Below are 20,895 nucleotides of genomic sequence, written 5' to 3'. Positions count from 1 at the left end.
TGGTCCGCAGCGCTGCTGTTACAGTGCTGCTTCATTGCCCTAAACGGAGAACGTTTTCATGATTCAATTATTGATAAGCAGACTGCATCAAATTCGAAAGTCAACCGGAATAGTGATTGTGGTTTACTTGCTAATTGGTTGTGGCAGCAGCGCAGAAGACAGTGTGGCCCGGGAGCCTGCGCCAATTAGCGATCGTATTGTCTGGCAATTGCAAGACAATGAAAACTTACCCACCGGCATGCAATTTTATCAAGGCCATAAACCCGGAAGCACATCATTTTCAGCCTGGTACATCCGGCTTGACGCCAATGCTCCACTTGCCCTGGCTCCGGTTCGCCTTTCACCGGCACAAACGCTGGATCAAATCCAGCTCCCTGGATTGATGGGTGCTATCAATGGCGGTTATTTTGGAGGAAGTCAGCCATACTCTGCTGCGGTTTATGGAGAAGAAGTGCTTAGCAAAAATATCGCTGCTTTAACCCGTTACAATAAAAGTTATCCAGTAATGCGCGCACTATTTTGGTTGGATACTGAAGGGCGTAGTGATGTTGGCTGGATTTACCATTTTGGCGATCAAAAGACGGATATTCGTCATTACTCGCAGCCTCTTCCTTACCAACGCAATTCTGATACACCACTTCCCGCACCACGCTCTGACGAGGGGGAGCAGTTACCAGCGTTGAAAATGGCAATTGGAGGAGGCCCTGTGTTGCTCAAAAATGGTGCTGTTACCCTAAGTTACGATGAAGAAATTTTTTGGGGTTCAGGCGTAGAGCTGAACGATATTCGCCCCAGAACCGCCATCGGCTTCACGGCACAGGGAGAGATTCTGCTGGTTGTTAGCAATGCCATGACCTTAACAGAACTGCCCAAACATTTGCTTGATTTAGATATAGAAGGTGCTATCAACCTGGATGGTGGCGGCTCAAGTGCCCTGCAGGTGCTGGAAACATCGGTATTTAATCAATTTCGACCAGTGCCTATCGCATTAACTATCTTGCAGGAAGAGTAATATGTTTACCACGTTACTAACCAGTCTATTGCTACTCCTGCCTGGTGCTGCCACAGCAATGGAGGTAACAGCCTCAGAGCAAAACACAGCACTTCGAATTGCACTGATGGGTGATATCAATGGCCGCTACGGCAGCACCGAGTACCCTCTTTTAAGTCAACAATGGTTGCAATTGACGCTGGAACGTCAGCCTCAACTGATTTTATCAATTGGGGATGTTATCGCCGGTCAAAAAAAAGAGCTGTCTTCACATCAAGTCAACCGCATGTGGTATGCGTTTGAGCAATACATGCTGCACCCCATTCAGCAACAAGGAGGAGTGTGGCTACCCGTCATAGGGAATCATGATGGTTCCCGTGCTTTGAGCCCCCTTGGTCATTACCTTTTTGCGATGGAGCGACAGCAAGCCGAACAGTTTTGGCAAAGACATCGGCCACAGAGTTCTGATTTGCAGCTGCTGGATGATAGCCATTATCCCTTTTATTACAGCCTGCTTTGGCATGACATTGCCATTGTGGTAATCGATGCATCCGGCGCAACACTCAGTACAGCTGAACAAAATTGGCTAACAGCTACCTTAAACGCGTCGGTAGTACAAGATGCCCGTTTTCGCCTGGTTGTTGGACACTTGCCGCTGGTAGCGGTTGCAGAAGGCAGGATGCAGCCAGGCGAGCGCTTGGAACAGACAGAGTTTCTGCTTGATGTAATGCAAACAACCAAAGTCGACTGGTACATCAGTGGTCATCAGCATGCATTTTACAAAGCAAAGCTTGGTCATCTTGGTTTATTGATGGCTGGCGGGGTACCTGCGCGCAGACTGCTGTCGGCCTCCGCCCCCCGCCATGTGATGACCATGCTGCATATCGGCCAGGAGATCCGTTTTAAGCATTGGGATCTGGAGCATCAACAACCTTTCTCCCTGGACGAGTTACCTCCATTTATTGACGCACAGCCCATCCCATTGTGGCGCTGGCCAAAGCAATCGTTGACTTACGAAGCCGGCAGCAACACCACCGGCAAAGGCCCGGAAATACGCTGATTGGCTGGGTTGACATCGCCACTCACCCGATTGGGGTCCAGCTCTACCGCCGTTACCGGCTCGCTGCTGTTTAGCCACAAATGCAGTTCAAGTTGTTGCTGGGTAGCGCGCCAGCTATCCACCGGCAACTGCAGTTGGTGCTGCATACCATCAGCCGTGCTGATTTGCACCTCAATGGGCATTGGGATACCGCCACGATTGTGCAGTTCAAGACGCAGCCACTGCCCTTCAGCCACAGGCTGCCAATCGGCTTGGCCAAGCACGCCAAAATCATCCTGCGCGGAGTAATGATCCTGCAAGGCCAACTGCTGCTCCACCTCAGCTGTCAGGCTATCAGGCAATGGTAGCACGGGCGTACCATCGCGCCGGGCTAGCTGACGCAAAAAGCTTGATAGCTGCTCTGAGCTTTCTGGCTTTTTCAGCAGGATCTCGGCCTTGGTTAAAGCAATATCGACATGCCGGTCGGAGAAAAACCAGCCGCGCCAGAACCAGTCCAGCTCCAGGCCGCTTTGCGCACTGACAAAGCGGATAAAGTCGGCGAAATAAGGGCGTTTACCGGCCCATAGGCCAGTGAAATCACGCAGGATCTGATCAAAACGCTCGGCGCCCAGCAGCTGCTGGCGCAAAATCACCAGCGCCACTGCCGGCACATGGTAGTGCGAGTCGAGCTTGTGGACGAAGTGATCGGCCCGGGTTACCGGTGCCTGGTAATCGGCACGCAGCATGGCGGGCGCTACTCCGGCCGGATCACCGTAAAAACTTTGAAAGCTGCGGCTCCAGCTTTGTTCCAGCAAATAGGCCAAAAAGCTGGCAATGCCCTCGTCGAAGAAGCCTTCGCGCCGCTCGTCGGTATTGACCAGCATCGGGTAATACGCATGGGCCACTTCATGCATGATGCCGCCCAGGACATCGTGTTTCTGGGTTCGGCTGTAAGCCGGAGCGGGCCCGTCGATAGCGGCATCCGGCCCGCGAAAGCCCACCAGTTTCAGGCCGGGAAACTCCATACCTATGCCAGCGATATTGGCAATGGTCAGGGTGTTGACCGAAAAGGGCCCCAGATAAGCCTGCAACTGCCGCACACTGTGCTCGGTCGCAGCCAGCGCATAGCGCTGCCAGAGCCAGCGGCCGTTATCCGGAAATGCCACCTGCAACCGCACCTGCTGGTCGGGCAAATCCAGCAGTTTGGTTTGCCAGCGCCAGGCATTGCCGGCGACCAGGGCAAAGTCGCGCTGCAGCTCTGCTTTAAAATGCCACTGCCGCCATGTGCTGGCATCACCGGCCTGGGTAACCCGGCTCTGACCACTGGCGGCTTGCCAGTGCTGGCGTTCATCGACAGTGAAAACATCCGGGTTTTGCAGCTCGCCAGTGCCAAACAGCAGGTAATCGGCCGGTGCCTGAAGACGCACATCAAAGTTGCCCAGCTCCAGATTAAATTCGGCATCGCCTAAAAATGGCGTGAGATCCCAGCCGCGCTGATCGCTAAATGCCACTGCTCTGGGATACCACTGGGTTAAAGCTACCAAAGTTCGGCCATCGGGCAACGTCTCGACCCCAGCGCGCGGCCGCCGCGGATCCAGCCGGTTTGGCAGCTTTAGCTGCCAGACAAAGCGCAGCTCGGCCACAGCGCCAGCTGGCAAAGACTCTGGCAACACCACGCCATAAAAAGTGCCCTGCTGCCGCAGCTCCAAAGCTTTGTTGCCAGTAAAAACCTGCAGGCTTTCAAGACCGGACGATTGGTACTCTGGCTGGACAGGCGGCCTTACCCCTTTGGGCAGCTGCCGCAGCGACGGCGCAGCCTCTGGCTCTGCCAGCCGCTGCAGCGGGAACTCAAACCAAAGTATCGGCAACGCCTGAGGCGCAGCATTGTGATAGCGCACCTCAGCTTCGGCCTGAAGCAGGCCAGTGGCAGGCTCAAGCCTGGCCTCAATGCGATAATCCACTTGTTGCTGCCAGTACTCAGGGCCGGGCTCTCCGGTCGCGGTGCGCACTAAGGTGGGTGTAGGCAAATCCAGCGGAGCAAACCAATCCGCCTGCAGCGGCAAGGACAACAGCAAAAGCAAACAGCAAAAACGCATATCAACAGGCTTCCGATAAGGCCGGGCTGTACTGCAGCCTGGGATTGTGCCGCAATGGATCACAGCGTACCGGCGGTTCTGTGACAGTCAGTAAGTCAATAAAGAGGGCCAACAACTCCGGGTGCGAGCCGATATTGAGTTTGGCATACAAGTTCTTTCGATGCATCTTTATCGTTTCCAGCCCCAGCTGCATCTGGCTGGCAATGGTTTTCACGCAGTAGCCCTGCAGCATGTAACAGAGCACTTCGTGCTCCCGCGGCGTACACACCTCACTGCCAAAGCGCCGGTAAAAGGTTTCGATGTAATCGTGCTCCGGGCAACTGCCGGCTTGCTGAAAAGGCAACTGCTGTTGATGCTGGATCACCAGACTGGCAACCAATTCAAACAACTGCCGCGCTTGCTCCAGTTGGGCACAATCGAACAATTCAGCACCGGCAAAGCGGGCCAGTTCAATATGCACAAAGCGCCGTTCAGCCGGCAAGGGGATCAGATAGCCCACTTCATCGGCTATTTTCAGATGGCGGAAATAGCTGTTGTAGTACTGATCATAATCCTGATAATCGGCCGGCAGAATGTCGCGTAGCCTGAAAACCCCCTGGGAATTTTGTTGCAAGCCTTTGCGGTAAAACGGATCCAGCACATAAGCCGACTTTAAGTAGCGCTCAAAGTCATCGCTTGTGAGCGCATGACGTTGATGCAACAACTCAGGAGGCCTTTTGGGATCAAACATCAGCACCAGGTACTCATCGGCTGGCAGTAGCAACTGCAACAGACATTCAAGCTGTTGATAAAAGCGGGGTTTACCACAAGCCTGTTGGCAACTAAGTAAGGCCTGGCTCCAGGCCAGCATATCGGTTGGGGATGCATAAGTTGACATAGGATCTCCTTAGCGGCGCTTAACGCCGGGCAAGACGCACAGCATTTCAAACAGCAGGTTGGCCGCCAGCAAAGCGGTATTGCCAGACGGATCGTAGGGTGGCGATACTTCCACCAGATCGGCACCCACCAAGTTAAGGCCAGCGCAGCCGCGGATAATTTCCAGTGCCTGTGGCACCGTCAAACCGGCAATCTCCACCGTACCGGTGCCAGGCGCATAGGCCGGATCAATGCCATCAATATCAAAGGATAAGTACAGCGGCTGATTGCCTATCCGCTGCCGCACCTGCGCCATCAAAGATTGCAAGGATTTACCCCAACATTCTTCTGCGGTCACCACCAGAAAACCCTGCTGACGCGGCCAGTCAAAGTCATCGGCCGCATAGCCGGTGCCGCGCAGGCCAATTTGCACCACCTTATCGCACTGCAATAAGCCTTCTTCCACCGCCCGGCGAAAGGGCGTGCCATGGGCGATGCGCTCGCCAAACATATGCTCATTGATGTCGGCATGGGCATCGACATGCACCAGGGCTACCGGGCCGTATTTTTGCTTCATCGCCCGCAAAATTGGTAAAGCGATGGTGTGATCGCCGCCCATGGTCAGCGGCGTCACATCGGCAGCCAGCACCTGCTGGTAATGCTGCTCGATGATGTCGATGCTTTTGCTTAAGTTAAAGGTGTTGATGGCGACATCGCCGATATCGGCAATTTGCAAGCTATCGAAGGGCGCCGCCCGGGTCGCCATGTTGTAAGGACGCAGCATGCGGGACTCATCCCGGATCTGCCGGGGCGCCAGCCGGGCACCGGGTCGGTTCGAGGTGCCGATATCAAAGGGCACACCAATAAAGCCAACATCCAGCTCTGCCAGCTCCTGAGCTTGCGGCAGCCGCATAAAGCTGGCCGGGCCGCCAAAGCGTGGCATCTCATTGCCACTTAAGGGTTGATTCAATACCCGCTCAGTCATGCTGTTGCTCCTCTGTCACGATGGATTTCAGCGTCAGAAACTCCTCCACCCCAGCCAGGCCCAGCTCACGGCCATAGCCGGATTGCTTAAAACCACCAAAAGGGGCGGCATTGTGCCATTCAGCACCATTGGTAAAAATCAGCCCCGCCCGGATGCCGAGCGCCAGTCGCTCTCGCTCGGCGTCATCATCGGCCCAAACCCGGCCACTTAAGCCATAGGGTGAGTCGTTGGCCAGCCGCAGGGCTTCGTCTTCATCACTGTAAGGAATAATGCAGAGCACCGGCCCAAAAATTTCTTCACGGGCGATGCGCATCTCGTTGTGCACATCGGCAAAAATGGTCGGAGCTATGTAATAACCTTGCGCAAGCCCTGCCGGCCGCTCAGTGCCACCACAAAGCAGGCGCGCCCCTTCGTCCAGCCCAAGCTCAATGTACTGCAGCACCGCCTGGTATTGCTGCTGGCTGACCACTGGCCCCAGAAAACTGTCTTCGGCTTTCGGATCGCCAATCGTTAGTTGACTGGCAACTGCGGCTGCCAGCGTACAAGCTTCTTCATAGCGCTCCGCCGGTACCAGCATCCGGGTGAGCGCCACACAGGTCTGGCCCGAGTTCAGCATCACATCTTCGACCCCAAGCTGAACGGCTTCAGCCAGATGAGCGGTCTGGCCGATAATAAAGGCCGATTTACCACCCAGCTCCAGACAGACTTTTTTCACCGTGTCGGCGCAGTTGCGCTGGATCAGCCGGCCAACCCGGGTTGAGCCGGTAAAGGAAATGCAATCCACATCCGGGTGCTGACACAAAATGGTGCCAATTTGCTCGCCACAGCCCAGCACCAGGTTAAATACCCCGGCAGGCAGCCCGGCCGCTTCGGCCGCCATCGCCAGAATAATGGCACTGCGTGGCGTTTGCTCAGCCGGTTTCACAATCACCGGGCAGCCGGCCAGCAATGCCGGTGCCACCTTGGCAATCAGCTGATGCAAAGGGTAATTCCAGGGGGTGATCAAGCCACAAACCCCAATAGGCTCTTTACGCACTTTGAGCCGGGCATCCCATGATTGCTCGCGCTGCAAGGTGGCAGCAAAGCCGACATGATTGCGCAAGGCATCGATGGGATCGTCCACCTGCACCTCGCGGCTAAACCAGAGCGGGCAGCCCAGCTCGTCAGTGATGGCCTGCGCCAACTCATCACGGTGCGCGGTTAAGTAGTCGGCCATCTGCTGCAGATACAGCGCTCGCTCGGTAAAATCCAGTCGTCCCCAGGCGTCCTGTGCATGATAAGCCGCTGCGATGGCTTCGTTGACCATGGCGGCATCGGCCCGGGCTACGCAACTGATGGCTTCTTCCGTGGCCGGATTGACCAGGGTAAACCACTCTGGCGCCGCGACAGTACGCCAGCTGCCATTGATAAAATGGGCATTAATACGTTGCAACATCTGAGAGCTCCTTACAAATTGGCAGGTCAAAGCCTTGCTTACAGGCATAATCGGCCATCGCCAGCGCCACGGCATCAAACAAAGGGGCCGCCCAATCACGACCAGCTTCCATCGAGCCGACCTGCTCCACGATATCAATGGCACGGCTCACTTCCATAATGCTGACGGTCGCCCCATATTCGGCAGCCCGTTCAATCAGCGGGTGCCAGGCAGCCGACGAGCCTTCCACATCCGATAAACCGCCTCGCACCCTGGCCCCCTGATTGCCGAGCCCAACCTGCTGGTAAAAAGGCGCAATGTAGTCTTGGATCAACTGCTCCCAGGCCTTGTTGCGCGGATTGGTGCCAGTCACCAGCATCTGGGCACCGGGTAAGGGATTTTGCGCATTGGGATCGTGGGCATCGGCGGTCAACAGCACCGTTTGCACATGGTCATTGCCTTTATGAATGGCAGCAATGAAGTGCTCAAAGCCCTGATAGCCATCCAGATCTTCGCTGTACATTTGAATGCTCGGCGTCAGCACAAAAAAGCCCAGCGCTTGCAGCCGCTGCGCCATTTCCTGCTGAGTGATTTCATTCCAGAGCCGGCCAATGTTGGCGCCGTTTACAAAGGCACCGGGCATCATCTTGCCCGGCGAGGTGTACTGCTGCGGCAAGATGGCGATGGGCTGAGTGGTTTGTACCTGAATGGCCGCAACATCGGCATGGGTCCAGTTGTCACCGGTGTAATTAAAGCGCACCCGGTACTGACCTTCACCACGCTCAAAAGCATAGTCACGGCCATCAGCAACGATCATCAACACCGTTTCAGTTTGCTTTGGCTCTGGTGCCGGCGAGCATCCGGCCAAGCTTAACACTGAGAAAAAGGTTAAAAACAGCACTACAGCATGCATCAATTACCTACCTGTTCAGGGGGATCCTGGTTTGATGCTAGCAGGGGGATGCCGGGCCGGCATGTTGGCTTCTATCGGTCTGGCCTATGGTTTGGCGGGCATGATTGGTACAGCTGTTCCAGTGAACCCGGCCTTGCCAGGTAATAGCCCTGGAACTGACGACACCCCATCTGATACAGCGCCTTGAACTGGTCTGCGGTTTCTACGCCTTCAGCGATCACTTCCAGCTCCAGACTTTGCCCCAACGCCAGGATCGTGCGTACGATGGCTTCGTCGCTGCTGTCCTTGAGCAGATCGCGTACAAAAGAGGCATCAATTTTCAGTTGCTTCAGTGGCAAGGTTTTTAAGTACTGCAAGGACGAATAGCCGGTACCAAAATCATCCAGGGCAAAACGGATCCCCATGGCCGCCAGTTGATGGATATGGCGCAGCGCTAACTCGGTATCTTCCAACAGCTGACTTTCAGTGATCTCCAGCAGCAAGTTTTCGGCTGGTGCTTCCGTCTGTTGCAAAATAGCGGTCAGTTGCTCGACAAAATGGGTATCATGCAGCTGGCGCGGGCTGATATTGACCGCCAGTTGCCAGTGCTGACACCCCGGTTCTTTTGCCCAATCGGCCAGTAAGCGACAACTTTGCTGCAACACCCATTGGCCAATCGGCAGAATCAGCCCGGTCGCCTCTGCTATCGGAATGAAATCGGCCGGTGCATAAGGACCATGCTCCGGATGCTGCCAGCGCAACAGCACTTCAGCACCGCTGATGCCTTGCTGCTGATCAAACTGGGGCTGGTAAGCCAGATACAACTCGCCTTTTTCCATCGCCTGACGCAAACGATTGGTGAGTATGGTGCGCTCAGTAATATCTACCTGCATTTGCTGGTTAAAAAACCGCACCCGGTTGCGGCCCCTTCCTTTTGCATCGTACATCGCCATATCGGCCCGCTGCACCAGTTCATCCACCGAGTCGCCATCGGATAACATCGCCACGCCAATACTGGCCGAAAGCTGATAGGGCTGCAGTTGCAGTTGCACCGGTTGATTGATCAGCTGCAGTACTTTTTCTGCAATTACCTGCACCCGCTGCCAGGCACGCTGCTCGTCATCCGGCAATTCCTGCAGCAACAGCACGAATTCGTCGCCACCAAGCCGGGCCAGGGTATCGCAGGAACGGATCCCCTGCTGCAAGCGATTGGCGATGTCCACCAAAAGCTCGTCGCCAACCGCATGGCCTAAGGTATCGTTTAAATCTTTAAAATGATCCAAATCGATAAACATCAAGGCACCCTGTTGCTGCTGACGCTGATGCAAGGCAAAAGCCTGCTGCAAGCGGTCCAGCAGCAGACGTCGATTCGGCAACCCCGTTAAGGCGTCGTAAAAGGCCAGCTGATGAATCGCTTTTTGTTGTTGCCTGAGCTCTGTCACATCGGTCGAAATACCGCACAAGGCATAGATCTGCCCATCCGGCTTGCGCAGCGGGATCTTCACACTTAAAAAATGCCGGGTCAGCCGGCCATCATTGGTGGTATTTTCTTCTTCGCGAACCTTGCGCTCACCACGCTCCAGTATCTCACGATCATTCGCCTGCAACTGCTGCGCCGTGGTGTGATCAAAGAATGCGAAGTCGTTATGCCCTATCACATCCTCCGGGCTGCACCGAAAAAACTCCGCAACTTTCTTATTGACGTACTGATAACACAGCTGGGTATCTTTAATGAAAATATAGGCATCTACCGTGTCCAAAATGGTATTCAAACGGGTCTCACTGGCTTGCAAGTGGCGGGTTTTTTCTTTGACCTGCCAGCGCAGAACCAGAGCGCCCCCCAGCACCAGCAATAACAGGCTTATCACTAACAACAGCAGATTGCGGGAATGTTGCTGCCTGCTGCTTTCCAGTTCTGCCGCTCCCCAGCGGCTTAAGATTTGATAATAGGGCGAGCCGGGTTGTTGCTGCCAGCGCTCAAGGTAGCTATCGATTTGTTGCAACACATCCAGCTGCTGACCATGGCGGCTGGCATAGAACAACTGACTGGGTTGAAACAACCAGGGGCTGGCCTGCAGTTGATGGCGACTTGCCCATTGCTGGCCGAAGTAATGATTGGCGGCAACCAGCCCGACACGCCCCGCCTGCAGCAAGGCGAAACCTTCAGCCAGCGATTCTGTCGGCACCAGCTCGGCGACCAAGCCCTGTTGCTGCAACTGCTGCTCTAAATAGCTTTGCTGCACCGAGCCGCTTAGCACCGCTATCCGCTGATTGGCCAGATCCTCTATATCGGTCACCAGTACCCCACCCTGTCCATACAACTGAGACCAGCTGTACAAGGCAGGTACCTGATGAAAGCTAAAGCTCTCAGCTCGTTGCTCGGTATAAGCCATATCCGGCAACAGGTCGATTTCACCCTCCAGTAAAAAGCGCAGACAGTAGATCCAATCGCACGACACCGCCTGCAACTGCCAGCCCTCACGCTGAGCTATTTCTACCAGCAGCTCCCCCAGAATACCGGACGGGCTGCCATCGTCGGCAGCCCGCAGTTTTGGAGGATTGTGGTAGATGCCAACCACCAGGGTTTTGACAGGTTCAACCGCCGACTGCGACGAACTGATGGCAGGAAAGACAAACAACAAGCATCCGGCAAAAGCAAAGCCTGCAAGAAGGCGCATGGTTTCAATTCTGTTAATGACTTAACCTCAAGCTTAAGTCATGTCCCTGAAAATGCAAACCAGTGTTCAAGCAGCAGGCTCAATCAGCGCTGGCTGATTCAGACTTTCCAAATCCAGCCTTTACGGTAACAGCCATACATGGCCAGGTAAGCCAGGGCTAAAAAGCACAATGCAAATGCGAGCGAACCGTTGTAGTGACCCAATAGCGGTTGAAACCAGTGACGATAGAGCCAGGACTGCAGCACAGTGTCTCCAACCGGGATCATCGACAGCAAGCGGGCAGCCAGCCCTGCCGACACAAAGAATAAGATGGCATTGGCACCAAACACCACAAAGGGCGCTGTCCAGCGTCGGTACCCTTTTACATCACAAAGCCATAAACAGGCCGCCAGCACCAGCCAGGCATAACCGGTGCTCAGCAGCACGTAGCTGGGTGTCCACAAGGGTTTGTTGATAGGTAGCCAGCCATGCCAAAGCTCGGCCAACAGCACTGCAGCCAGCCCGGCCAGCAGCATGGCTTTGATTTTGCCACTGAGCGCACCCGGTTGTTGCAGCCACTGCGCAGTAAGCACACCGGCCAGACAGCTGCTGATGGCTGGTAAAGTGGACCAGAGCCCTTCGGGATCAAAAGCAAAAGGGCTCGCGCTGCGGTAATACACATGGTTTGGGCCCAGCAAGTTATGATCCAGCCAGGCAGCAAAACTGTTACCATGCTCCAGCAAGCCGCGATAGCTGTTGCCGGCATCGTCCTGGTAGGAAATACCGTAGATTCCCAGCAGATAAAGGCCGCATAATGCCAGAGCTGCCAGCAAACGGCCGCGCCAGGGCAACCACAGCACCAACAACAGACAGCAAAAATACACCAGGCCAATCCGCTGCAGGACACCTGGATAACGCAGTGCCAGTAAACGCTGCGCTACCCAGTCAAAATTGGCATCGCGCAGATTGTAGTACGACAATGCCAGCAACAACCCGAGCCCAATCAGTTTCAGGCTACGCAGTGCCCCAGCCTGTAATTGCACACCAGGGCTGCGCTGGTGCTTGCACAGGCTAAGCTGCATCGACACACCGACAATAAAAATAAAAAACGGAAAGATCAGATCGGTGGGTGTCCAGCCGTGCCAGTCGGCATGACGCAACGGTGCATAGATGTAGGCCCAGCTGCCGGGGTTATTCACCAGGATCATGGCGGTAATGGTCAGGCCACGAAACACATCCAGTGCCAGCAGCCGATCAGCGGGCAACTGCTGCAAAATGCCATCGGCATGGCGCTGCCACCAGAGTGTCATGGTCGCTTCCCTTCAGATGCAGGCACAGCGCCGGGTAATTGTACTGGTACTCTGCCTGGCGCAGGATAGAGCCCAAGCAGTACATCGGCCAGGGCCTCAAAGGCCGGCCCACGATGCTCGCCTGTGTCCACAGAACGCACCGTATGATAATCGTAACTGGCCAGTACCGCATCGGCATCCCGGCCGAACTGCTCGACATCGTAGGGGCTACGCAGGCTGATATATACCTGAGGGATCGACAGGGCTTTGGCATCTGCCATGGCCTGTTGCAACCGCTGCTGCTGTTGCACAAAGGCACGCTGCAAACCGCCAAGCGCCGCCACATCATCCAGGCCACCGAGTTCGGCAAGGCTTGGCATAGGTGTGACGAAGGCACTAATCAGCACGCTGCTTTGCTGCAACTGGCTGAGCACTGCAGGCCAATCTTCGCTCAGCAGACTGGCACATTGCATCGGCATGGCAGGGCGTCGCTGCTGCAAAGCTGCCAGCATGGCCTGACAACGGCTGCTATCGGGCATCAGCAGCAACCAGGGCTGATCTAATTCAGCCGGTTCCGGCCGCACCGCCAAAGGCAACAATTGATCACGATTACGCAGCAACGTAATGCTGTCCCGGGCCAGTGCTTGCTCCAGCGCCCGGTGCTCGGGATGTGCAAGTACTCCGCTATCCGGTTGTTGTGTTGGTAGCTGTTGCTTTAGTGCTTGGATCCTGGCAAAAGACGCCCGCAGCTCTGTTTCATCCAGAGTGCCATCAGCCACTTGCTGCTCCAGTGCATCCAGCAGCGTATCCAATTGGTGAAGCTCGGCCGGGCTTTGAATTTTCACGGGCATCAAGGCGATATCGGCACCGGCGGCAAAAGCGTATTGCACGGCTTGCTCTGGGCTGAAGTAGTCACTGATGCCTTTCATATCCAGTGCATCGGTCACCACCACCCCCTGATACCCCAGCTCGTTGCGCAGCAGGTCAGTCAGAATGCGACGTGACAGCGTGGCAGGTTTTAGCAAAGCCCGGCCATCCTTCGCCGGCAAGGTACTGTTATCCAGTGCCGGAAACTGGATATGCGCAGTCATAATCATCGCCGGCGGCTGCTGACGGATAATCATTGCAAAAGGGGCCAGTTCGACCGCGCGGATCCGCTCCAGATCGTGTCGAACTTGCGGCAAACCCAGATGACTATCGACTTCGGTATCGCCATGGCCGGGAAAATGCTTCAGCGCACTCAGCAGCCCCTGCTGTTGCATGCCTGCTACCATAGCGCCGCCAAGCTCAGCCACCATGGCGGGATCATCGCCAAAAGCACGCACATTGATCACCGGGTTGACCGGGTTGTTGTTCACATCAACGGTAGGAGCAAAATTTAGATTAAAGCCAAGCGCCAGCAACTCTTTGGCCTGCACTTGGGCAACCTGGTTCGCATAACGCACACCATGTGCATGGTAGGTAGCACCAATGGCCATATTGCCACTGAAGGTGGTGGCCTGATGTTTTGGCAAACGTGCTACCCGGCCACCTTCCTGATCCACCGCAATAAATAGCGGCCATGCATGCCGGCTGAGGCTGGCCGCCTGCTGCAACTGCTGGTTCAAACGCTTAATTTGGCCGCTGTCCTGCAGATTTTCGGCAAAATGAATCACGCCACCAAGCTCACTGCCGCTGATAAGGTCTGCCAACGCTGCCGGTAGTTCGGTCATCGGAGTACGGCAATGCCCGGCCGGTACCGGCTCAGTGCAATAATAACGCAAGTCCAGCATGATTTTTTGTGCCAACACAGTTCGCAGCGGCACTGGCTCTGCCAGACTGCCCATCGATAGCGTCATCGCCATGACACTGCCTAACCAGATCCCACATCGCATCGCCGACTCCCTGAAATTGTTATCGCCATCTTACCCCGGATTGATCACCAGCATACAAGCTAAATCCCAGAGCGCTTATTCCCCGCCGGGGGGGTTCGCACTGGGGCTTTGGCATGCTATAAAGTAACTAAGTTCCTGTTTTTGAGAATAATACCATGCTTTTGCTACGTCAGTGCCTGCTGCTGCCATCTTTGCTGTTGTTACTCACGGCCTGCCAGCCAACACCGCCAGCCCAGGCTGAAGCAGCACCCTTGCAACTCGGTGCAGAGCAAAGCGGACTCTATTTGCCGTTATTGCAGGGAAAAAAAGTCGGCTTATTGGTCAATCAAACCTCTCTGGTTGGCGAGCAACACCTGGTCGATGTGCTGCTGGCTGAAGGGGTAAACATTGTGACAATTTTCGCGCCTGAGCATGGTTTTCGTGGCGATCATGATGCAGGTGCCAAGGTCGATCACAGTGTCGACCAGCGCACCGGCCTGCCGATAGCCTCGATGTATGGCAGTAACCGTAAACCCTCGGCTGAGCTGATGCGCGCCCTGGATCTGGTTATTTTCGATATTCAGGATGTTGGCGTGCGGTATTACACCTACATCAGCTCGATGCATTATCTGATGGAGGTTGCCGCCGCCGAAGGCACCGAAGTGCTTATTTTAGACCGGCCTAACCCGAATGGTCGTTATGTCGATGGTCCGGTCCTGGACCTGGCGTTTCAGTCTTTTGTTGGCATGCACCCCATTCCACTGCTGCATGGCATGACGGTGGGCGAGCTGGCGCTGATGATCCAGGGCGAAGGCTGGATCCCCAATGCTGAAGCCCTGCAACTGACCGTGATCCCGATGCAGCAGTACCAACGCAAACAGCATTATTCCTTGCCGGTCCGTCCCAGCCCCAACTTGCCCAATGATCAGTCCATTGCGCTCTATGCCTCGCTGGGCTTTTTTGAAGCCACCCCGATGAGTGTCGGTCGCGGTACCCCCTTCCCTTTTCAGGTACTTGGGTTTGATCAGTTCGGCCTGACCGAGGATCTCAGCGCAGCATTCTTCTTTACGCCGGTCTCCACCCCGGGCGCAGCTCTGACGCCCCCGCTGCAAGATAAAACCGTCTATGGCCAGGACTTACGTCAGGTGCCGGCGGGCGGGCTGGATCTGAGTTATTTGCTCAGCTGGCAGCAACGCTTTGCTGAGCAAGAGCAGCCACTGTTTACTTCGCCAACTTTTATGGACCGGCTGGCAGGGACCGATCAATTGCGTCTGCAGTTGCAAGCAGGTGTGCAGGAAGCCGATATTCGTGCCAGCTGGCAACCAGGGCTTGAGGCTTTTCTGCAACAACGTCAGCCGTATTTGCTTTACCCTTAAGCGCCATCTAGGCTTGGTAACAGCACCAACAACAGCGAAGGAACACAGCATGACATTAAGGGTACTTGGCCTGAGCGGCAGCTTGCGGGCAAAATCCACCAATCGGGGACTGCTGCGCTATGCGCAGGCCCATGCCCCTGCCGGCATGAAAATCCATATTGCCGACTTGCTGGAGGTACCGCTGTACAACGCCGATTTGGCAGAAAAGCCTCCAGCAGTCGAGCACTTATTGCAGGAGTTTACCGAAGCCGATGCGCTGCTTTTGGCCTGCACCGAGTACAACTATTCGGTAGCGCCTGCGCTGAAAAATGCACTGGACTGGGCCTCACGCGAGCCGGATAACCACCTGCTGCGCGGCAAAGCAGCGGCTTTGATTGGTGCCGGTGGTGGCATGGGCACCGCCCGGGCGCAGTACCATCTGCGGCAAATTTGCGTTTATCTGGATCTGCAGGTAATGACCAAACCCGAATTTTTTGCCAGCGCCTTTAACGACAACTTCGATACCGACGGCAGCTTGCAGGATGAAAAACTGCAGGAAAAACTGCTGCACAGCCTGCAGGCACTGAAAGACTGGCATCAGCAATTGCATGGGGTGAAATAAGCTCTAGCCAGAGCTCCCGAATCAACAAAAAAGCGAAGGGGCTAACCTTCGCTTTTTTTCATTCGCCTTAAGCGCTATTAGCTACCGTAGCGATACATCACCCGGCCGCGGTCCAGTTCAATTACCTGACCATTCACTACCGCATACTGCACACCATCCTCATTGCGCAGCAAGAAGGTGGCACTTTGCTGACGGGCCAATGCCTCACGGGGTAAACGCTGCGTTGGATTGATCAACACCGGCAAGCGACTGTTGTTGCGCAGCAGCTCCTGATCACCAATAAAATGGGTGTAGCCAGCGCGCAGTAACTCAATGTATTGTGCTTGCTCCAGCGTCAGTGGCTCGGTTAGCCGGTAAGCACGCCCGGCTTTAAAGTGCAGCCCTTCGGCATCAAAGCTGTGGTAGGCACCAAAGATAGATAAGTCGCCAATGTCGTCAATCCGGGCACGGCGGCTGGCTTCCCAATCCAGATCAAACGCCAGATCCAGCAGCGCCGGCTGCTCATTCAGCGTAAAAGTCACATTGTGAATCAGCACATCTTTCATGCCACGCTGATTAAAGGGGATCGCATCGTGATCGGCCACATCGGCCGTGCGGTAGCTGCCACTGGCAATGCCATTCAGCCACTTCACATACATCAGAAAATTCAGCCGGCGGGCAACCTGGCGGTTGTCATCGTTGCGATGGCCACCGGCCTCCACCAGCACCGTGCTGATGCCAAACGAGGAAAAGGTATCGCCAAAAGAGCGCACCGAGAAGGTATCATCGTAGCGGCCCAAATGGTTCGGAATTTCCTGGTCAATCAGTGGCTTGACATAGGCTATCAACTGCATCGCCCGTTTGCGGCTTTCATTGATGTCCCGTGCTTCGTTAAAGGCAGGCGCCAGCAAGGAAATGGTGGCCGGGTTTTTCGCATCGCCCGCGGCATGAAAGCGGTTCTGATCATGCAGGTTAAAACCATAGTGCGGCTCAATGCGCTTGGCAGCTTCCATCAGAATACGGCCTTCCGGGCTTTGCAGCACCAGCGCATCCCGGTTGATATCAATGCCCTGAGCATTCACCCGGGTATTGACCTCGGCACCATCCGGATTCACCATCGGGATAATATAGAGCGTAATATGCTCCATCCAACTTTCACGCCACATGCTCTGGGCATCATCAGCAATAAATTTCAGCAAATCAAAAATCGCCGCTGTGGCGGTGGGCTCATCACCGTGCATCTGCGTCCAGGCCAGTACTTTGGTATCACCCCGGCCCATTTTGATCTGATAAATGGGGGTACCCAGCAGTGAATGACCTAACTCGGTAAATTCAAACATCGGATTTTGCCGGTGTTGTTCCAGTAAAGGTGCAATATCGCCAAAGCGGATCACCGGCTTATCCAGCCCCTCTTGCTTGAACGCATCAAATTCTTCCACTGTCATGGCGCTGACTCCGCTTAGCAGTCCCAGACAAACCCCCAGTGCAACCAACCACTTCATAGCAACTCCTTATTAGTCAGGCTCAGCACGCAGTGTGCACGCCTGCTAAGCATAGTACAACACCACGAAAGGGGTGCCTGCACCGCCTGCCGCCTTCACCTGCGCTTTATCGTATTTGTTCCTGCTTCAGTGTATTGATTATTTATTCCAATCTCAACAAAACTCAGGAATATTTTAGTTTTTATGCAATGACGGCAAAACTTAATCTGCATCAAAGTTTTGCACTAAAGCCATAGGAATTGCAGGGAAAGCTTGATCTGGCACAGGTTTTTAATCACCCACTTCAGCACAATAGCGGCCAGAACCTATCCCAAATGGAGTATGCCATGCACAACAACAAATTGACTTCAGCGCTTCAAGTATCGGCCATCGCGGCGGCCCTGTTTTCCCCGCTGGCACTGGCCAATTTCAGTGTCAATGTCGGAGCCATCAACGTCAGCCCGAATGACGACAGTTCTTATCTGAACGTGGTAGAAAGCGTTGCCGGCTTGCCAGCCAACTCGGCCAAGGTCGGAGTGAACAGCAACACCCAGCTGGGCCTGACCTTTGACTATGCACTGGACGAGCACTGGAGTGTACAATTGATTGCTGCCACCCCGTTCTCGCATAACATCAAAGTAAAAGGCTCAGCCGTGGATGGCCTGCCGGTAGGAAAAACCAAGCATCTGCCGCCAACCTTGCTGGCACAGTACAACTTTGGCAGCGTCAATGCCGATTTTCGGCCTTTTGTGGGCGCGGGCCTCAACTACACGGTGTTTTTCTCAGAAAAAGTGGCTCCTGAGCTCAAAGACACCCTGGTTGCTATCGGTGCTGCCGAGGCCGGGGATGATGTGTCTTTATCGCTGAAAAACTCGGTAGGTGTCGCGTTGCAAGCCGGTTTTAACTACAAGCTCAGCGACAACTGGGGCCTGCATGCGATGATCGCCTGGGCCGATATCGATACCGATGCTATGGTGAAAATCAACGGTGCAAATGTACAACCGGTGGATGTCAGCATCGACCCGACCATTGTGATGCTTGGTCTGCGCTACACTTTCCGCTAAGCCGCTTCATTCTGTCCTTCCCAACCACAGCAGCAGTCTGACTGCTGCTGTGGTTGCTGCGTTTACCCTCAAGCAGGGAATGACAAGCTCCCCTTCCTGCTCTACAGTATCCTTGCCGGTGAATGCGTTTCGCTGCACGCGTAAATATTGATTTATTCCAACTTTGCAGGCTTAATAAGAATAATTTAGTAATAAGATTAAGCATTCTGGGGAGCGTATTTTGTCTGATTGGTTAACCATCCTACCGGCCCTGGTGGCCATTGCGGTTGTGCTGTGGCGTAAAGAAGTGATTCTGGCCTTACTGGTCTCGTTGTGCAGCGCCGAACTGTTGTTGCTACTGCAAGCGGGCCAATTTGGGGTTGGTTCGGCCCTGCTGGATGGGCCGGTGCAAACCCTGGAGCGCATTGTCGGTGTGACCTCTTCCACCGACAACGCCCGCCTGCTGATGTTCTCCCTGATGGTCGGGGCTGTGCTGGCCTATATGCGCTACTCCGGTGGAGTCTCGGCCATGGTCGAGCTGTTTGTGAAAAAAGGCATTGCCCGTAATCAGCGCCAGACCGGTTTGCTGACGTTTTTTATCGGCATTATGGTGTTTATCGAGTCCAACTTGAGCTCACTGACTGCCGGTATTACCGCCCGCGGTTTGTTCGATAAATTTAAAATGAGCCGGGCCAGGCTGGCTTACATTATCGACAGCACCAGCGCCCCCATATGTATCCTGATCCTGCTCAATGGCTGGGGTGCCTATATTCTTGGCCTGGTTTCCATGTACGAGCTGGAAAAAAGCACCATTGCCGTTCTGATTGGCACCATACCGCTGAATTTTTACGCCATCATCACACTCTGTGTGGTGCTGTACACCATTATCAGCGGCAAAATTTATGGCCCGATGCGCCAGTCGGAAAAAGAGCTGAATACGCTGGATAAACACACCGAGCTGGAAATTGCGCCCAGCCACCCATCCTTTATGCTAGTGCCATTACTGACTCTGGTATTTGGTATGGTGGGTTTTATGATGTGGACCGGTAATGGCAACCTGGTCGATGGTTCCGGCTCGAAATCGGTGCTGTACGCCACCACCCTGGCTTGCCTGATTGCCTACAGCATGATGCTGATTAGCCGCCGCTTTAGTCATAAAGAGCTGGTGGGTATTGGCTTTAAAGGCATGAACGAATTGCTGCCCTTGGTCACCATCGTGCTGCTCTCCTTAGCCCTTGGTGCCAGCATGCGCCAATTGGGTACTGGTGACTTTATCGCCTCCATTGTCAGCGATGCCCTGCCGCTGTTTCTGATCCCAGCCTTGCTGTTTTTAGCCGGCGCCATGATTTCATTTACCACCGGTACCTCCTGGGGCACCTTTGCCATTTTGATTCCGATTGGCATGCCGATGGTGATGGTACTGGGCCTGCCACCCGAGTTGGTTCTGGCGGCGATTTTAAGTGGCGGCGTCTTTGGCGATCACTGCTCGCCTATCTCGGACACCACTGCGGTCAGCTCGGTAGCGGCTGGCTGTGATCTGCTGGAGCATGTGAAAACCCAGCTGCCCTATGCACTGTTCTGCGGCATTCTGGCGTTTTTCGCCTTCATGATTTCCGGATGGGTAATGATTGGATGAAGAAATTAACCATTGCAAGCTGCGCTGCAGGCACCCTGTTGCTTGGTGCCTGTGCCAGCCAAACCGAACCACCGGCGCTAAACCCGGGCAAGCAACCGGCCGACTTTTACGATATGGCCGAGCTTATTCCCCAAGCCGAGTTCCACATTGCCTATTTTGGTCCGAATAACTTTGTTGGCAACAAGGTCGATGGCTACGAAGCCAATAAATGTTTCCTGCAAGCCAATGCCGCCTATGCACTACAGCGGGTATGGCAAGCCGCCTGGCAACAGGGCTACAACCTGCGCATTTTTGATTGCTACCGGCCACAACGGGCGGTCGATCATTTTGTACGCTGGTCCGAAGATTTAGCCGATACCCGCACCAAAGACACCTTTTATCCCAATCTTGGTAAAGACGAGCTGGTCGGCCAATACATCGCTGCCCGCTCGGGCCATAGCCGGGGCAGCACGGTGGATTTAACCCTGACCAAACGGCTAAGTCAGGGCAGTTATCAGGCTTTGGATATGGGCAGCCCGTTCGATTTATTTGACCCTGTATCCAATGTCGATAACCCCGGCATTAGCCCGGAGCAACGCGCCAACCGGCAACGGCTGATTGACTTGATGGCAGCCGAAGGCTTTGCCGTCTATTCAATGGAGTGGTGGCACTTTACCCATTTGCCACCGGCCTACCCGGACACCTACTTTGATTTTGTAGTGCGCTGAC

16 protein-coding genes are annotated in these 20,895 nt (G+C 54.7%); 7 read left to right on the top strand and 9 right to left on the bottom strand.

The genetic code is table 11. The features are described 5' to 3' along the window. Window positions 1-58 precede the first annotated feature (58 nt). Window positions 59-1,012 (top strand): phosphodiester glycosidase family protein, encoded by a 954-nt coding sequence (locus tag QWY20_RS02560; protein WP_330127465.1) that lies wholly within the window; start codon window positions 59-61, stop codon window positions 1,010-1,012. Between the two features lies 1 nt (window position 1,013). Next, window positions 1,014-2,051, top strand: coding sequence for a metallophosphoesterase family protein (locus tag QWY20_RS02555; RefSeq protein WP_330127464.1), 1,038 nt, complete (start codon window positions 1,014-1,016; stop codon window positions 2,049-2,051). On the opposite strand, the gene QWY20_RS02550 is transcribed toward QWY20_RS02555, so the two are convergent. The 8 genes from QWY20_RS02550 to QWY20_RS02515 form a co-directional block, all read right to left on the bottom strand. Beyond that, a complete protein-coding gene (locus tag QWY20_RS02550; RefSeq protein WP_330127463.1) occupies window positions 2,003-4,126 on the bottom strand; it encodes a gluzincin family metallopeptidase in 2,124 nt (707 codons plus the stop codon). The two genes, QWY20_RS02555 and QWY20_RS02550, sit on opposite strands and share 49 nt — an antisense overlap. Before the next feature lies 1 nt (window position 4,127). Then, the gene (locus QWY20_RS02545; RefSeq protein ID WP_330127462.1) at window positions 4,128-5,003 is read right to left on the bottom strand and encodes a helix-turn-helix transcriptional regulator; all 876 of its coding nucleotides are present in this window, start codon (window positions 5,001-5,003) and stop codon (window positions 4,128-4,130) included. A gap of 9 nt (window positions 5,004-5,012) precedes the next feature. Beyond that, on the bottom strand, window positions 5,013-5,966 hold the full coding sequence (gene speB, locus QWY20_RS02540) for an agmatinase (protein ID WP_330127461.1): 954 nt from the start codon (window positions 5,964-5,966) through the stop codon (window positions 5,013-5,015). Then, on the bottom strand, window positions 5,959-7,401 hold the full coding sequence (locus QWY20_RS02535) for an aldehyde dehydrogenase family protein (RefSeq protein ID WP_330127460.1): 1,443 nt from the start codon (window positions 7,399-7,401) through the stop codon (window positions 5,959-5,961). The genes speB and QWY20_RS02535 overlap by 8 nt, the downstream gene beginning before the upstream one ends. Next, window positions 7,385-8,293 (bottom strand): hypothetical protein, encoded by a 909-nt coding sequence (locus QWY20_RS02530; RefSeq protein ID WP_330127459.1) that lies wholly within the window; start codon window positions 8,291-8,293, stop codon window positions 7,385-7,387. Before QWY20_RS02530 ends, QWY20_RS02535 begins: the two co-directional genes overlap by 17 nt. A gap of 71 nt (window positions 8,294-8,364) precedes the next feature. After that, the gene (locus QWY20_RS02525) at window positions 8,365-10,950 is read right to left on the bottom strand and encodes an EAL domain-containing protein (protein WP_330127458.1); all 2,586 of its coding nucleotides are present in this window, start codon (window positions 10,948-10,950) and stop codon (window positions 8,365-8,367) included. A gap of 98 nt (window positions 10,951-11,048) precedes the next feature. Continuing rightward, window positions 11,049-12,239: an acyltransferase family protein gene (locus QWY20_RS02520; protein WP_330127457.1), complete on the bottom strand. Its 1,191-nt coding sequence runs from the start codon at window positions 12,237-12,239 to the stop codon at window positions 11,049-11,051. Next, window positions 12,236-14,092, bottom strand: a complete 1,857-nt coding sequence (locus QWY20_RS02515) for a glycoside hydrolase family 3 protein (RefSeq protein WP_330127456.1) — start codon at window positions 14,090-14,092, stop codon at window positions 12,236-12,238. Before QWY20_RS02515 ends, QWY20_RS02520 begins: the two co-directional genes overlap by 4 nt. A 155-nt stretch (window positions 14,093-14,247) precedes the next feature. Here QWY20_RS02515 and QWY20_RS02510 point away from each other — a divergent pair, with 155 nt between their 5' ends. Both QWY20_RS02510 and QWY20_RS02505 read left to right on the top strand, forming a co-directional pair. After that, entirely contained in the window at window positions 14,248-15,447 is a 1,200-nt protein-coding gene (locus QWY20_RS02510; RefSeq protein WP_330127455.1) for an exo-beta-N-acetylmuramidase NamZ family protein, read from the top strand. 49 nt (window positions 15,448-15,496) lie between these two features. Then, a complete protein-coding gene (locus QWY20_RS02505) occupies window positions 15,497-16,048 on the top strand; it encodes an NADPH-dependent FMN reductase (protein ID WP_330127454.1) in 552 nt (183 codons plus the stop codon). Between the two features lie 77 nt (window positions 16,049-16,125). Here QWY20_RS02505 and QWY20_RS02500 read toward each other — a convergent pair whose 3' ends face one another. Continuing rightward, the gene (locus QWY20_RS02500; protein WP_330127453.1) at window positions 16,126-17,529 is read right to left on the bottom strand and encodes a M14 family zinc carboxypeptidase; all 1,404 of its coding nucleotides are present in this window, start codon (window positions 17,527-17,529) and stop codon (window positions 16,126-16,128) included. 326 nt (window positions 17,530-17,855) lie between these two features. Here QWY20_RS02500 and QWY20_RS02495 point away from each other — a divergent pair, with 326 nt between their 5' ends. From QWY20_RS02495 to QWY20_RS02485, 3 genes are all read left to right on the top strand, one after another. Further along, on the top strand, window positions 17,856-18,572 hold the full coding sequence (locus QWY20_RS02495) for an OmpW/AlkL family protein (protein ID WP_330127452.1): 717 nt from the start codon (window positions 17,856-17,858) through the stop codon (window positions 18,570-18,572). A 220-nt stretch (window positions 18,573-18,792) separates the two neighbouring features. After that, on the top strand, window positions 18,793-20,187 hold the full coding sequence (locus QWY20_RS02490; RefSeq protein ID WP_330127451.1) for a Na+/H+ antiporter NhaC family protein: 1,395 nt from the start codon (window positions 18,793-18,795) through the stop codon (window positions 20,185-20,187). Next, window positions 20,184-20,894 carry a M15 family metallopeptidase gene (locus tag QWY20_RS02485; protein WP_330127450.1) on the top strand — a complete coding sequence of 237 codons (711 nt, stop codon included), beginning with the start codon at window positions 20,184-20,186 and terminating at the stop codon, window positions 20,892-20,894. Before QWY20_RS02490 ends, QWY20_RS02485 begins: the two co-directional genes overlap by 4 nt. The last annotated feature ends 1 nt before the right edge of the window (window position 20,895 follow it).

Source organism: Alkalimonas cellulosilytica (genome assembly GCF_036325985.1).
Taxonomy (GTDB): Bacteria; Pseudomonadota; Gammaproteobacteria; order Enterobacterales; family Alteromonadaceae; genus Alkalimonas; species Alkalimonas cellulosilytica.
This window is presented reverse-complemented; position numbering and strand designations above follow the sequence as displayed.